General features: G+C 66.1%; 11 protein-coding genes. 3 read left to right on the forward strand and 8 right to left on the reverse strand.

Annotated elements, in window-relative coordinates; genetic code table 11:
- Positions 1-79: 79 nt before the first annotated feature.
- Positions 80-670, reverse strand: a complete 591-nt coding sequence (locus NO360_RS13710; protein WP_256308361.1) for a 50S ribosomal protein L15e — start codon at positions 668-670, stop codon at positions 80-82.
- Between the two features lie 252 nt (positions 671-922).
- On the opposite strand from NO360_RS13710, the gene NO360_RS13715 reads away from it, so the two are divergent.
- Both NO360_RS13715 and NO360_RS13720 read left to right on the forward strand, forming a co-directional pair.
- A complete protein-coding gene (locus NO360_RS13715; RefSeq protein WP_256308362.1) occupies positions 923-1,237 on the forward strand; it encodes an EMC6-like membrane protein in 315 nt (104 codons plus the stop codon).
- Between the two features lie 3 nt (positions 1,238-1,240).
- Positions 1,241-3,070, forward strand: a complete 1,830-nt coding sequence (locus NO360_RS13720; RefSeq protein WP_256308363.1) for a ribosome biogenesis/translation initiation ATPase RLI — start codon at positions 1,241-1,243, stop codon at positions 3,068-3,070.
- Between the two features lie 37 nt (positions 3,071-3,107).
- On the opposite strand, the gene rtcA is transcribed toward NO360_RS13720, so the two are convergent.
- The 6 genes from rtcA to aceB form a co-directional block, all read right to left on the reverse strand.
- Complete coding sequence (rtcA, locus tag NO360_RS13725; protein WP_345780201.1) at positions 3,108-4,244, reverse strand: RNA 3'-terminal phosphate cyclase; 1,137 nt, start codon at positions 4,242-4,244, stop codon at positions 3,108-3,110.
- Positions 4,241-4,687 (reverse strand): universal stress protein, encoded by a 447-nt coding sequence (locus NO360_RS13730; RefSeq protein WP_256308364.1) that lies wholly within the window; start codon positions 4,685-4,687, stop codon positions 4,241-4,243. Before NO360_RS13730 ends, rtcA begins: the two co-directional genes overlap by 4 nt.
- A 403-nt stretch (positions 4,688-5,090) precedes the next feature.
- Entirely contained in the window at positions 5,091-6,638 is a 1,548-nt protein-coding gene (locus NO360_RS13735) for a class I adenylate-forming enzyme family protein (protein ID WP_256308365.1), read from the reverse strand.
- A 1-nt stretch (position 6,639) separates the two neighbouring features.
- Positions 6,640-7,734 (reverse strand): amidohydrolase family protein, encoded by a 1,095-nt coding sequence (locus tag NO360_RS13740; protein ID WP_256308366.1) that lies wholly within the window; start codon positions 7,732-7,734, stop codon positions 6,640-6,642.
- Positions 7,735-7,986: 252 nt separating this feature from the next.
- A complete protein-coding gene (locus tag NO360_RS13745; RefSeq protein WP_256308367.1) occupies positions 7,987-9,579 on the reverse strand; it encodes a GMC family oxidoreductase in 1,593 nt (530 codons plus the stop codon).
- Between the two features lie 131 nt (positions 9,580-9,710).
- On the reverse strand, positions 9,711-11,018 hold the full coding sequence (gene aceB / locus NO360_RS13750; protein WP_256308368.1) for a malate synthase AceB: 1,308 nt from the start codon (positions 11,016-11,018) through the stop codon (positions 9,711-9,713).
- Positions 11,019-11,344: 326 nt separating this feature from the next.
- On the opposite strand from aceB, the gene NO360_RS13755 reads away from it, so the two are divergent.
- Entirely contained in the window at positions 11,345-12,109 is a 765-nt protein-coding gene (locus tag NO360_RS13755) for an IclR family transcriptional regulator (RefSeq protein ID WP_256308369.1), read from the forward strand.
- 343 nt (positions 12,110-12,452) lie between these two features.
- Here the strand turns inward: NO360_RS13755 and NO360_RS13760 are convergent, their stop codons facing one another.
- Entirely contained in the window at positions 12,453-15,446 is a 2,994-nt protein-coding gene (locus NO360_RS13760; protein ID WP_256308370.1) for an FAD-binding and (Fe-S)-binding domain-containing protein, read from the reverse strand.
- Positions 15,447-15,498: the final 52 nt, after the last annotated feature.

Raw genomic sequence — 15,498 nt, forward strand, 5'->3', positions numbered from 1 at the left:
GCGATTTCTCCGGGGCGGTCGCTGCGGGGTGGAAAAAACGTGAGAACGTGATCCGCGGGGGTTCGTCGTGCCGTTCCGATTACTTGCCGCGACGCCGGTCCGAGGAGATGCTCGGACGGGTGTGCTCGGCGCCCTTCCCGCGGTTCTGGAGACCGCGGTTGGAGCGACCGGCGTTGGTCAGACCGCGGAAGGCGCGGCCCTTGTGGTCGTCGCTGCAGATCCAGTTGAGGTCGTCGTCGCTCTGGATCGCCCCGTGCTCGGGATCGACGAGGATCACTTCGTGCCACTTCTGGGAGCCGTCTTCGCCGACCCAGTACGAGGCCAGGGTGCGGAGGTTCGGGTACTTCCGCGCGGCGCGCTCCTCGGCGATGCGCTGGATGCTCTTGCGGCGGCCGATCCGGTTGACGCCCTGGCGCTTGCTGCGGCGACCCGCCTTGAAGCGCTGCTTCCGGGCGTTGCCCTTGCGGACGGCGACGCGCGCCACGACGATGCCCTGTTTGGCCTTGTAGCCGAGTTCGCGGGCCTTGTCGAGACGCGTCGGTCGGTCGACGCGGACGATGGCGCCCTGGTCGCGCCACTCCTGCTTTCGCTGCCACTGCAGCTCGGCGAGCTTGCCGTCGCCGGGCTGTTTCCACGCGTCCTTGATGTGAGAGTAGAAGCTTCGTGCCATTGGTTTCACCACGGGCGCTTGCGATTCGGGCGGCGTTCGACGCCGACCCACATTTCGTCCCGATCCCTCGGGTGCCCGCTGGCGTCCCGTTCGACCAGCGAGTTGCCCCTTCTTCCCTCGTGGCGTTCTTAACGACTTCGAATGTCGACTGCGACGACTCCCGGGAGAGTCGTCGGTGGAGCGCATCGGCGGGGAACTCCGAGTCGACGCGGGAACGAACGGCTTTTGACGGCGGGTATCGGAAGGCTACGTATGGCTACGGAAACGCAGAGCGGACTCTCCGATCACCTCCGGGGCGTCACGGTCACCACGCTCGCCTGTCTCGCCGGCGTCGTCGCCGCGCTGGTGTCGGCCAGGTTCGTCGGGACCAGCGTCGCCGCGGCGGCCAGCCAGCAGTCCCTGCTCTACGTCGCGGCGTTCGTCCTCGCCCAGTTCCCGATCCTGCGCGTCGTCGGGATCGACATCTCAGAGTTCGGCGTGAAGGACTACCTCTACGTGGCGTTTATGACGTTCACGCTGTGGTTCATCACGTTCGGCGTCCTGCTGACCGAAGGGGTCACGCTGTAAACGATGGCGGACGACAGCATCGCAGTCGTAGACTTAGACCGGTGTCAGCCCGACCGCTGCAGTTACGAGTGCGCGAACTACTGTCCGCCGAACCGAACCGGAAAGGAGTGCATCGTCACCCGCGGGGAGTACTACGACGAGGACGAGCCGTTCGACGGCGGTCCCGACCAGGTGCGGATCTCCGAGGAGGTCTGTCTCGGCGAGACCTGCGGTATCTGCGTCGAGAAGTGCCCCTTCGACGCGATCGAGATCATCAACCTCCCCACGGAACTGGAGGACGACCCGGTCCACCGCTACGGCGAGAACGCCTTCGCGCTCTACGGCCTCCCGGTTCCGGAGTCCGGGAAGGTAACGGGGATTCTCGGTCCCAACGGGATCGGGAAGACGACCGCCGTCCGCGCGCTGGCCGGCGAGATCACGCCGAACCTGGGCGCATACGGAGAAGAGCCCTCTTGGGAGGCCGTCCTCGACCGCTTCCGGGGGACCGAGTTACAGACGTACGTCGAGCGAGTGCAGGCCGGCGACGTCACCATCGCGCGCAAGCCCCAGTACGTCGATCAACTCCCCAAGCAGTTCGACGGCACGACGATCGAACTGCTGGAGTCGACCGACGAGCGCGGCGCGCTCGACGACTACATCGACCGGTTGGGCATCCGGCCGGTCGTCGACCAGCCGCTCGATACGCTCTCGGGCGGCGAACTCCAGCGGGTCGCGCTCGCGGCCACGCTCGCCCGCGACCGCGACTTCTACTTCCTCGACGAGATTTCCCCCTATCTGGACATCGGCCAGCGCGTCACGGCGGCGCGACTCGTCCGCGAACTCGCCGAGGAAGAGGACCGGGCGGTGCTCGCGGTCGAACACGACCTCGCGATCTTGGACCTCTTGGCCGACACGCTGCACGTCGCCTACGGTGAGCCCGGCGCGTTCGGTGTGATCACGGATCCGAAGTCGGTCAGAAACGGCATCAACGAGTATCTCACGGGCTATCTCTCCAACGAGAACATGCGGATCCGCCCCGACGAGATCGAGTTCCACGAGCACGCGCCGCGGGAGACCTCGAAGGCGACGCCGCTCGTCGAGTACCCCGCACTCTCGAAGTCCTACGGCGAGGGCGAGTTCTCCCTGAACGTCGAGAGCGGGACGATCTACGAGTCGGAGGTGTTGGGCGTCGTCGGCCCCAACGGGATCGGGAAGTCGACGCTCGCGAAACTGTTCACGGGCGCGCTCGAACCCGACGAGGGCGACCTCGACTTCCGGCTGGACATCTCGTACAAGCCGCAGTACATCGAGATCGACCAGCCGATGCGCGTCGATTCGTTCCTCTCCTCGATCACCGACGACTTCGGCACCTCCTACTGGAAGACCGAGGTGGCGAACCCCCTCCAGTTGGAGCGGATCATGGAGCGGAACCTCGACGACCTCTCCGGCGGCGAGCGCCAGCGCGTCGCCATCGCGGCGTGTCTCTCCGAGGACGCCGACCTCTACGTGATGGACGAGCCCTCGGCGCACCTCGACGTCGAACAGCGCGTGCAGGCGACGAGCGCGATCCGCAGATACGCGGAGAATCACGACGAGACGGTGCTGGTGATCGACCACGACATCTATATGATCGACCTACTGGCGGACCGCCTGATGGTGTTCGACGGCGAGCCCTCCGAGTACGGCCACGCCGCGACGCCGCAGGAGATGCGCGCTGGGATGAACGACTTCCTCTCGGATCTCGACATCACGTTCCGCCGCGACGAGCGGACCCGGCGACCCCGCATCAACAAGCCGGAGTCCCAACTCGACCGCAAGCAGAAGAAGCAGGGCGAGTACTACTACGCGCCCTGAGCGGCCGTTTTCTGGGTTTTGCGCGACGAAAACGGACTCAGGACGGCGGCGTCGATGCCACCAGCGTCGCTTCCGAACCGTCCGTCCCGCCCTCGATCGACACCTCGTAGCCGAAGGCTCGAACGAGGTCGACGTTCGTGCGGACGTGATCGGTGACGCGGGGGATCCGGACGGTCCCGCCGGCGAGCGCCAGCCACACGACGAGTTGGTCGCCGAGGTGGGCGTCGACCGGCGCATCCGTCTCAAACCACCGTTCCAGCGCGTCGACCGCGTCCGCCGCGACCTCCTCGGAGGGGAAGCCGCGCTCGCCGTAGGCGGAGAAGCCGGCTCGGGGACGCAGCGGCGGCCCGTCACCCGAGCGGGTCGGTTCCGTCCCCTCGTCGGCGGCGGGCTCCGCGACGATGGTGACGACCGCGCCCGGCGACGTCGACTCGACGTAGGCCGCCGTCGCGGCCGCGTCGCGGTCGATCTCTCGTTCTTTCAGTTCCTCGACCGCCGTCTCGGCGATCCGATCGGCGACGTCGGCGTCTTCGAGCGCCTCCGACGCGACGGCGTAGACGGTGCTCTGGGGGACGTCGACGGACTCCCCCGAGAGTTCGATCGGCGAGAGAGTCGACGGCCGGATCTCGACGGCGAGCTCGCCGCCACCGGCGGGGTAGAACCCGTGGCGCATCACGTCGACCGTCGCGTCGAGGCCGCAGGCGTCTAACAGCGGCAGTTTGACGTGCCGGAGGTAATCGGCCGGCGGCGACCACTTCACGTCGGTCCCGCCGACGAGGGTCGCGCGTACGGGTGTGTCAACCCTGACGGCCAACGGGAGCAGTGTGTCGGCGACGAGCGTGACGCTGCCGGCGGTCCCGACGTCGACCGCGAGGTCCGTCGGGTCGGGTGAGGTACCGTCGACCGACTCGGGCGAGGCGTCGTCGACCCCGTCGCCGGGGTCGAATTCGAGCGTTTCCGAGCCGACCTCCGCACCGGAGACGTCGGCGTCGACGAGAGCCGCGAGGAGGTCGACGCAGGCGAGGTGCTGCCGCTTCAGCCCGGGGTTCGGTCGGTCCCCGCGGACGTTCTCCATCCGAAACGAACGGCCGCCGAGCGCCGAGAGCGTGAGCGCCGTCCGGACGAGTTGTCCACCGCCGTCCGTGCCGTCGAGTTCGAGCATCCGGCCGGTCACTTGACGACCGTCACGGGCACGGTCGCGTGCCCGACGAGCCCCTTCGCGACGCTGCCGACCATCCCCTCGATCCGGTCGGAGAGCCCCCGGTGGCCGACGACGATCCCGTCGACGCCCTCGTCCTCGGCGTAGTCGGCGACGGTGTCGACGGGGTCGCCGTAGAGGAGCGTCGTCTCGACCGCGACGCCCGCCTCCTCGGCCCGACTGCGGGCGTCTTCGAGGACCTCCTCGCCGCGCTCCTCGGCGACCTCGATGTCCTCGGTGTAGATCCGCTGCCCGACCTCGGCGTTCGTCGGTGCCTCTTCACCGCCCTCGACGAGGACGCGCGGTTCGACGGCGTACGCGACGACGAGGGACCCACCGGCACGCGTCGCGAGGTCGAGCGCGTACTCGAGTGCCTCGGTGCTCGATTCCGAACCGTCGATAGCGACAAGGTACTTCATCTCCCCTCGAAGTACGTGCGGACGTTGCTTAGTTGTTTGTTCGACCCCAGCGTAGCGAGCCGATCGGAAGCGAATGTAATTCGATAATAGTAAATATTCCATATTAGTAAATTAGTATATATTTTCGATCGTTATTCTTGGATTACTGGTCGACGAGTGAGCTACGCCGATACCATTTTGGACGTCTTGTGCCGCAAAAATCGCCTCAAATACAGAATCGCGATTCAGGTTTGTGCGAGACAGGAGGACAGTATAAAAGATAAATTTCTATTTATTTCACGCTTAAGTATTCTATACTGGTAATAGATTCAGATGGGTAAATCGATCGGGACACTCCCCCAGTATCGCGTCGGACGGTCGGGAGTCGCTTGCGGGTGGGTCGCGACGGGAGGAGCGGCCCGATCTATCGGTCGAGTCCCAGTCTGTCCTTGGTCCCTTGACGGTCGAGTTTCCCGCTGGGCGTGCGGTCGATCGCCGTCACGAAGTGGTACTGGCGGGGACGCTCGTGACTGGCGACGCTCTCGCTGTCCTGCATCCACGCGTCGAGGATGTCTTCGGTCAGGTCGCCGCTCCCCTCGACGATAGCCGTCACTTTCTGGCCGTACTCCTCGTCGTCGACGCCGACGACGGCGGCGTTCGTGACGTCGGGGTGTCGTTCCAGTGCCTCCTCGATCGGTGCCGGCGTGATCTTCACCCCCTTCGATTTGATCTGGAAGTCGATGCGGCCCTCGATGTAGAGGAAGCCCTCCTCGTCGAGGTAGCCCTTGTCGCCGGAACGCCACCAGCCCTCCTCGAACGCGGCTTCGCCGCGCTCGTCCTCCCACATCCACGCGGGCGCCTGGTAGCTCTTGACGGCGATTTCGCCGCTCTCGTTCGGCGCGAGCGTGTCGTCGACCCTCCCGTCCGGATCGACGATTCGAACTTCGGTCCCCGACTGCGGCTTGCCGACGCTCTCGATCCGCTCCTCGGTCAGTTCGTTGTTGTAGAGGACCGTCGAGTGGATCTCCGTCGAGCCGTACGACTGCGTGATGTTCTCGCAGATGCGGTCGCGGAGGTCACTCAGCGTCGACGGACTCAGCTTCTCGCCGGTGGAGTTGATCGAACGCAGTGACGCCAAGTCGTACTCTTCCGGCCCGACATCGAGGATCTCGTTCCACATCGTCGGGACGAGCACCGCCCGCGTGATGTCGCGCTCGTCGACGATCTCCAGCCACCGCTCGGGGTCCCACTCGCGCATATAGTAGGTGCTCTCACAGCCGAGCAGCGAGCGGGTGAGAAAGCTCGTCCAGATGAGGAAAGACGGACGGTTGACGACCAGCTGTTTGTCCGAGCGGGTGAATCCCGAGCGCGTGCCGAGTTCCATCCCCTTGAGGAACATCGTCCGGTTCGTGTGACACCAGCCCTTGGGGTGGCCGGTGCTTCCGGAGGTCCACGCGACCGTCACGATGTCGTCCTCCTCGACGAGCACGTCCGGGGCGACCGGGTCCGCGTCGGCGAGTCGCGGCGAGAGCGCCGTCTCGTGCTCCCGTTCCGGTTCTCCGGTGCTGAAGACGGCGGTGAGTCGGCCCAGCTGTTCGCGCCCGACCATCTCCGCGAACGACTCGGCGATCTCGCTATCGACGACGGCGAGCGTCGGTTTCGTCTTGTCGAGGCACTGCCGGAACGAGGCCGGCGCGATGCGCTTGTGGAGGTTCGTCGTCACGGCACCGGCCTTGAGCGCCCCGTTGAACAGGATCGCGTGCTGGACCGAGGGCTTCGAGAAGAACGCGATCCGGTCGCCCTTGCTCACGTACTCGCCGAAGACGTTCGCGGCGCGGCGGCTTCGCTCTTCGAACTCCGCCCAGGTGACCGACTCGGTGGCGTCCTCGAACGCGATCGCCTCCCCGCTCTTGGCCGCGTTGTGCGCGGAGAGGTCCTTGAGCGCCGGGAGGTCGTTGTGGATCCGGTGCATCTTACTGCTCGATGAACTCGGGGAAGAGGCGCTTGTGCGGGGGCTCGATGTCGTAGAGGTCACAGAAGTTCCCGCCGAGAATCTTGTTGAGTTCGTCCTGCGGGACGTCGTGGTCCATCGCGTACTTGTTGAGCATCCGCAGCGAGGTGCCCCAGTAGTCGGGCTGGTGAGCGGGGACGCCGTCGCTGCTGAACTGCTCCCACCGGATCGACGGGAAGTCCATCGGGCTCTCAGAGTTGTTCGATTTCGCGATCATCGACGCGCCCCAGTCGGTCCCCCACAGGAGTTGATCGGGACCGATGTCGGGGTCGTTCATCGGCCGGTTGAGAATGTCGTCCCACCACAGGCCGACTTCGAGGTAGACGTTGTCGTGCTGCTGAGCGACCATACACGCGCGCTCGACGTTGTACCGCCAGTGCCCCTGGATGCCACCGTGCTCGAAGACGAGGTCGACGTCGGGGTACTCCGCGAGGATGTCGGTCGCGTTGAGCGGGTCCCGCCAGTCCGGGAGTTTGTCCTGCTCTCTGAGGCCGCCCGCCTGATACCCGGAGGCCGCGCCGGGGTGCCAGCGGATCGGCACGTCGTGCTTGGCCGCCACGTCGAAGAACGGTCGGATCCGCTCCTTGCGCTCGCGCCACGTCAGCCGCTCTTCGAGCATCGGGTCCGAGGGCATAAACTCGCCGATGCCGACCATCCCGTCCCAGGAGAGGACCTCGTCGAGTTCCTCGGCGGCGCGCTCGGGAGTCCACTCCTCCTCGCCGCGCATCGCGGCCTTCTTCGTCTGGACCGGGTACGCGCAGGCGACGAACTTCTCGGGGTGCTTGTCGATGATCTGTTTGTTGATCTCGTTGGTCATCCCGAAGGCGGGGAGGAGGAGACACATGTCGACCCCGTAGGAGTCCATATCGTAGACGAGACGGTCGGAGTTGTCGTAGACGATGACGGCGTCGTCGTCGTCGGCCTCGTCGGCCGGGGTGGCCGTGTGCATCAGTTCGCCGAGTCTGGAGTACTCGGCGTCCTCGTCGCTCTGGCTGAATCTGACCGCGTGTCGCTGCCCGTGAACGTGGGTGTCGACGACGAATCGTCCTAATTTCATAGCGTCTCATCGGAGTGATCGGACGATAATAATCATTCCGTTGGAACCGACATTCCGTTTCGTTTCGATCCGTTTCGTTTCGATCTGTTCCGTTTCGATCCGCACCCCGGAGCGAAACCCGTCTCCGTCGTCCCGGTCTGTCTCGGTCGTCCCGGTCTGTCTCCGTCGTCCCAGTCTGTCTCCGTCGTCCCAATCTGTTTCCGTCGTCCCGGTGGGTGACCTCGCGAGCGGTCCGTTCCGTCCGGGGTCCCGCTACTCGTCTTCGGCGATGAGGTCCGCCGCCTTCTCCGCGATCGCGAGCGTCGCCGCGTTCGTGTTGCCGCCGACGATCCGCGGCATCACCGAGGCGTCGACGACGCGGAGCCCCGAGACGCCGTGAACTCGGAGCCGGTCGTCCACGACGGCCGACTCGCCGTCGCCCATCTTGCACGTCCCGACGGGGTGATAGATCGTCTGCGCGTGCTCGCGGACCTGCTCGGCGATCGCCTCGTCGCTCTCGACGTCCTCACCGGGCCAGACCTCCTCGCCGCGGTACTCGTCGAAGGGCTCGGCCTGCGCCACCTCCCGGGCGCGTCGGACGCCCTCGACCATCGTGTCGACGTCCTCGCGCTCGGTGAGGTACCGCGGATCGATCGCCGGCTCGTCGAAGGGATCGTCGGATCGAAGTTCGATCCGACCGCGGCTCTCCGGTCGGACCTGCGTGGCCGCGACGTAGAATCCGTGTCCCTCGTCGGGGTTCTCGAAGCCGTGCCGCATAAAGTACCCCGGTCCGAAGTGGAACTGGACGTCCGGCCGGTCGAGCGACGGGTCCGAGCGGAGAAACCCGCCGGCCTCGCCGCCGTTGGAGGAGAGCCGCCCCGATCCCTGGGCGTGGTACTCGACGACGTCGTCGAGCGTTCCCGTGTCGTCGCGGGTGGTCGTTCCCGTACAGGAGTAGTTGACGGCGACGAGGAGGTGGTCCTGGAGGTTCCGCCCCACGCCCGGGAGGTCGACCGCGACGTCGACGTCGTGCGACCGGAGGTGCTCGGCGGGACCGATCCCCGACAGCAGCAGCAACTGCGGCGTGTTGATCGCGCCCGCCGACAGGACGACCTCCTCCTCGGCGTGGACGGTTTGCCGCCCGTCGCCGTCGTCGTACTCCACGCCGACGACTCTGTCCCCGTCGAACAGGAGCTCCGTGACCTGTGCGCCGGTGCGTGCGGTCAGGTTCGAGCGCTCCAGGAGCGCCGGTTTGAGATACGCGTCGGCCGCGCTGTGGCGCTCGCCGTCCTTCTGCGTGACCTGGTAGAGCCCGACGCCCGCCTGCTCGCGCCCGTTGAAGTCGTAGTTTCGGGAGTAGCCGGCGGCGATGCCGGCGTCGACGAACACCTGCGAGAGGTGGTACGGCGACTCCAGTTCGGTGACGTTCAGCGGGCCGCCGACGCCGTGGTACGTTGTCCTGTGTGTCTGGCTGTTCTCGCTGCGCTTGAAGTACGGGAGCAGTTCCTCGTAGCTCCAGCCGTCGTTGCCCAGCTCGGCCCACTCGTCGAAGTCGCCCGGGTGTCCGCGGATGTGGATCATCGCGTTGATCGAACTCGATCCGCCGAGGGTCTTCCCGCGCGGCCAGTAGAGTTCGCGGCCGTGCAGCTCTTCCTGCGGTTCGGTGTAGTACTCCCAGTCGACCGAACTCTTGAACAGGTTGCCGACCTCGGCCGGGACGTGGATCGAGCGGTCGTGGTCGGGTTCGCCGGCCTCTAACACGAGGACGCTTCTGTCGGGGTCCGCCGATAACCGCGTCGAGACGGCACAGCCCGCGGTTCCAGCACCTACGACGACGTAATCGTAGGAGTCCGTCTGTCCTGACATAGGTGAGAGTGAGTCCGGACCGTAATCAATCTACGGTCGCGCGTCAATCCGCGGAGATCGACCGACCCGAGGAAGGCTTCGGCGAAGCCCGTTACCCGAAGACGATTCCCGGGGCGCGGTCCCGCCCGCGCTCAGTTCCCGACCGCGGTCGCCCGTTCGACGACGTCAGCGCCGTACAGCTCCGCTAGCTCCTCGTGCTGGTCTGGGCGGTGCTCGTAGACGTCCTGGAACAGCGCGATCGGCGTCCCCGCCGCCTGGTACGTCGCTTCGTCCCACATCCGATCGTTGCTGACGTCGACGCCGACGCCGTCGATCACGATGGTCGTCGACCGCGTCATCGCGATTGCTCCCCGTCCGGCCTCCTTGGCCGCCTCGAACTCCTCCATCGAGTCGACGATGTCGTCCATACTCGGGACGTAGGCGGTCATATCCAGCAGTTCCTGTTGGAGTTCGTCCTCGTCCAGGACGCGTTCGTCGCCGCCGACGCGAAGCGCGTACTCGCCGTCGCCGACCACGTCGAGGCTCACCTCGTCGCCGTCGTACACCTGCTCGTCGCCGTCGGCGTCGAGCGCGACTTCCTCTCTGCCGACCTCCAGCAGCCAGCGGCCCTCTTCGGGCGGGAGCGGCGCCGTGTTCGCCTCGACGACCTGCCCGGGCGTGAGAGACCAGATGCCGGTCATTCCCTTCGCCCGGTTCTCCTCCATCCGCTCGCGGTAGCCCGCGACGTCGCGGATGTCGTCGTAGGGGCCGTCGACCGCGATCAGCCCCGCGGCGCTGGCTCCGCGGGAGGTGTTGTGCCGCAGTTCGGGCCACGGCGGCAACTCGCCGGTCGGCGTCATCGCTCGCATATCCTTGGTGTAGTCGACCTCGCCGTCGACGAGGAGGAAGAGCCGTTCGAGGTTGTTCGAGGGCCTGCCCATCTCCGCGCGGAGGTCCCCCATCGCCAGTTCGGCCTCGCCGGATTCGACGATCACGGACATCGAGAGGCTTCCTGCCTCGAGGCCGCACTCCTCCTCGACGATGGTGAAGAACTCGTCGGCCTTCTTCCAGTCGTCGACGTCGCCGACTTCGGGAATCACGAAGCCGTCGATGTGCTCGATCGCGCCCGTGTCCGAGCGGGCGACGCGCAGCATCTGTTGGAAGCCCTGGTAGCGAGTCGACGGGTCCTCGCGGTGCCAGACGACGCGCGGGTGGATTTCGCCGGGGAACTCCGCACCGTGTTCGGCGACGACGTCGATGATGTTCTCGATTCCCTCCTCGCGCATCGAGGGCGCGGTGGCGTCCTCGTTGTCCGGTACCCAGACGTCGGGTGCCTGCATTCCGCGGAGCTGCGCCGCGCTCCGGAGCATCTTCGCGGAGTCGTCTTCGCCCTGAACCGCTGTCGGCGAGGTGAAGAACGTCCGCACGAACTCGCGGGTGTAGTGTCGGTTTGTACTCATATTTACGTGTTCACTCGTCCGTCGGCGCGGTATTAAACCTACCGCGCGGGCGTGGAATCGCCTGTTCGGCTCGGAGGGGAATGCGACGCGGAAATCGTGGCGACCTCGATCAAACTAGTTTTATAATACAAAATGAAATGCTATGTCGACCACACCGGGCGAGCGGGGGCGGTGAGACGGAGCACAACCGCGCGTCTGGGTAGCACTGCCGCTCGTCCGAGCCGCACCGCGACGAACGGTGAGTCGGAGACGCGTCCCGGATCAGCGTCAGTGAAGCGTTATCTATTGCTAAACATTGATGTGGATCCACGGCATACGGCTGGACAATGACCGCCCCCGCCAACCACCCGATCAAGTCTCTGGAGAAGACGGTCGAGATCATCGACGTCCTCAAACGGCGTCGATCGGCACACCTCAGGGAGGTGGCCGAGGAACTGGATCTCAACAAGAGCACCGTCCACAACCACCTGAGCACGCTCCGAGAGCACGAGTACGTCGTCAAAGACGGCGAGGAGTACCGACTGAGCCTGCAGTTCCTCCACATCGGCGGCGTGATCCGAAACGAGATCGACCTGTACGAGGCCGCGAAACCCAAACTCGATCGGCTTGCCGAGGATACCGGAGAGCTCGTGACGCTCGCGACCAACGAGCGAGGGTTGGGAACCGTCCTCTACAGAGCGAAAGGCGAGGACGCCGTCGAGATCGACACGCACGTCGGCAGTCAGCTTTCGCTGCACAACTCGGCCCTCGGGAAGGCGATACTCGGCCACCTCCCCCGATCGCGCGTCGAGGAGATCGTCGCCGAGCGGGGGCTCCCGGCGACGACTGACAACACGATCACCGACGAAGACGTCCTCTACGACGAACTCGACGACATCGCGGAGCGAGGGTGGGCGTTCGACGACGAGGAGAACTGGCGCGGACTGCGTTGCGTCGGCGCGCCCATCCTCACCGACGATGGCGTCGTGAAGGGCGCGATCAGCCTCTCCGTACCGAAGAGTCAGCTCGCAACGGCGGAAGACCGCCAGCAGTACGTCGACGCGATCAAGAACACGGCGAACCTCATCGAGCTCCGAATCACCTACTCCTGACCGACCCGCGTCACGACGCTCTCGGACAGACGCTAGCAAAATAACAAACGTACGTATGTTATATTGAAGCAGTTCATCGCAGTTTCATCCGATATATGCGGAAGACCCGATCTCTCCGTGTACTCCGCGCAGTCCGCTAATCCACACTCTCGAACGGCGAGTAGAATCTACCGACGGCGGGTACGGCGTGACCTCGGAAAAATCGATGCACCGCTCGAGGCCCAAGTCGGCATCGCACGGCGTTCACGCCGGGACGTCACCGTGTCGGAGTCGTCGCGAGATACGTCCGTGTCGTCTCACTCCCGCAACGTCTCCGTTTGACAATGTGGAATCGAGTCCGCCGCTATCGGGAGTCGATGTCGAGCGCCCGGACGAGCAGTTCGACGGGATGCGGTGGGTGCTCGGAGACGAGCGCGCTGTCGCCGATCTGGCTCCGGCAGGAACCACCGGGGGCGACCACCTGCGTGGCCTCGCTGGCTCGGATCTTCTCGAACAGCAGTTCGGCGATCGACGTGGAGACGTCGTAGTGTTCGGCCTCGTATCCGAAACTGCCGGCCATCCCGCAGCAGCCGGAGTCGAGCGGATCGACGTCGTAGCCCGCCCGCCTGAGAACGCCGACGGCGTGGTGGTCCTTCCCCGCGGCGTGCTGGTGGCAGTGACCGTGGTAGGCGAGCGCGTCCGCTTCCAGTCCCTCTCGAACCGGCAACTCCTCGACGAGTCGATGGACATCGAGGTACTCGCAGACGCCGTAGGAGTGACCGGCGACCCGCTCGGCGGCGTCCGTGGCCAGGAGGTCCGTGTACTCGTCCTGGAAGACCACGGCGTCGCTCGGTTCGACCGCGACGACCTCCCACCCGTCGTCGAGGTAGTCGGTGAACGCGTCGACGTTCGTGCGGGCGCGGTCGGCCGCGCGGTCGAGCAGGCCGACCGAGTAGGCCGCCCGCCCGCTGGGAGCGAGGTCGTCGGGGACGTGAACGTGGACCCCGGCGGCTTCGAGGACGCGAACGGCCGCCTTCCCGGGTTCGGGGTAGCTGTAGTTCGTGTACGTGTCCGGGAACAAGAGGACCTTGCGGTCGGCCTCCGCCGCCGAGACGGCCGAGTCGCGTCGCCGGAACCACTCGACGAGCGACTCCTCGGCGAACGGCGGGAGCGAGCGCTCGGGGGCGATCCCGAAGACCCGTTCCATCACGACGTCCGACCCGGGAAGCTCCATCGCCCAGTTCGAGAGCGGCGCGAGCCGCGAGCCCCACTTCGAGGCCGCGTCGATGTTCCCGAACAGCTTCGAGCGCAGCCCCGATCCCTCCTCCTCGTGGTATTGGTGCTTGAGTTCGGCCTTGAGCTTCGCCATATCGACGCCGGTCGGACAGTCCGATTTGCAGCCCTTGCAGCCGACGCAGAGATCGAGGACGTCCTCCTGGAAGTCCGCTGACCGCAGGCGCTCTTCGGGAATCTCGCCGCTTATTGCTGCCCGGAGCATATTCGCGCGTCCCCGCGTCGTCGCCAGTTCGTCGTCGGTGGCGCGGTAGGTCGGACACATCACGTCGGTGTCCTGCTGGCGACACGTCCCGCAGCCGTTGCACAGTTCGACGAGGTGAGAGAAGCCGCCCTCCTCGGAGAAGTCGAGTTTCGTCTGCGGTTCGATCGAGGAGTACGCCGCCCCGTAGCGGAGGTGCTCTCGCATATCCGTCGGGTCGTCGTCGCGGTAGACGACCTTCCCCGGGTTCATCCGCCAGTCGGGGTCGAACGCCGTTTTGAGCTCTTGGAACGCCGTCCAGAGCTGTTCGCCGTACATCTTCGGGTTGAACTCGGTCCGCGCGAGCCCGTCGCCGTGCTCGCCGGAGAACGCGCCGTGGTGTTCGACGACGATGTCGGTGACGTCGTCGGTGATCGAGCGCATCGTCTGGACGCCCTCGTCTTCCTTCAGCGAGAGAATCGGCCGGATGTGCAGCGTGCCGCTCCCGGCGTGCGCGAAGTACGCCGCGGAGGTCCCGTGGTCGTCGAGGATGTCCATGAACTTCTGCGTGTACTCGGCGAGTTCCGCCGGCGGGACGGTCGCGTCCTCGATGAACGGGTACGGCTTCGGGTCGCCTTCGAGGCTCATCAGGAGCGGAATCGCCGCCTTCCGGAGCTTCCAGAGGTCCGCCTGCGACTCGTCGGTGTAGGCCTCGATGACGTCGAAGGCGTCGCCGCCGTCGACGAATCGGTCGGTGACCTCGGCGATCGCCGCCCCGAAGTCGTCGACGAGTTCGGAGTCGAACTCGATCATCAGCGCCGCGGCCGTGCCTTCCGGAATCGGTTCCTCGTAGCGGGCGTACTGCTCGGATTCCCTGGCGAGCCGGAACACCTCCGCGTCCATCAACTCGACGGCGCTCACGTCGTGTTCGAGGGCCCTGGGCACGGCCTCGAGCGCGTCGATCAGGTCGTCGAAGCAGTACAGCGCCAGCGCCGTCTCCTCTGGCTTCGTGACGAGCGACAGTTCGGCCTCGACGACGACGCCGAGCGTCGACTCGGCCCCGACGAAGAGCTTCGAGAGGTTGATGACCTCGTCGCCGGCGTCGTTCTCGTAGATCACCTTGTCGAGGTTGTACCCCGAGACGTTCCGCTTCAGGTCGGGGTAGCGGGCGTCGATCTCCGCGTCGTTCTCCTCGACCATCCGGCGGACCGTGCGATGCAGTTCGGCCTCGCGCGTGTCGCGGGCGAGGAGTTCCTTCCACTCCGGCCCGTCCAGGACGACCTCTCTCGTTTCGATCAGGCTGCCGTCGGCGAGGACGACCGTCAGCCGCTCGGTGTACGCGTCGGTGATCCCGTATCTGACCGAGTGCGCGCCCGTGGAGTTGTTGCCGATCCCGCCGCCGACCGTCGCCCGGTTCGACGACGCCGGGTCGGGCGCGAACTTCAGCCCGTCCTCGGCCAGGCGCGCGTCGAGGTGGTCCTGGACGACGCCCGGCTGGACCACCGCCCGCTGCTCCTCGGGCCGGACGTCGAGGATGTCGTCCATATGCGTCGAGACGTCGACGACCAGACAGCCGGGACCGACCGCCTGTCCGCCGAGCGACGAGCCGGTCCCGCGGGCGATGACCGGGACGTCGTGGTCGGCGGCGGTCGCGACTGCGGCCCGGACGTCGTCGACGTGTTTCGGCTCGACGACGCCCGCGGGGCGGGCCTGGTAGATGCTGCCGTCGGTCGCGTAAAGGACCTGTGCGTACTCGTCGAAGCGCACTGCGCCGTCGACTGCCGCCCGGAGGTCCGCAGCCAACGCCGCGTACTCCGCTCCCTCGTCCCTAGGTGACGGAGGCGCGGCTGCACCGTCGGTTTTCGGGACGGTCTTTTGTGACATACGTGAGCCGTTGCCGATGAAGCGATGTAAATCTGCGGGATGGGGCGACCGG

Source organism: Halobellus litoreus, from assembly GCF_024464595.1.
In the GTDB taxonomy this organism is placed as follows: domain Archaea; phylum Halobacteriota; class Halobacteria; order Halobacteriales; family Haloferacaceae; genus Haloquadratum; species Haloquadratum litoreum.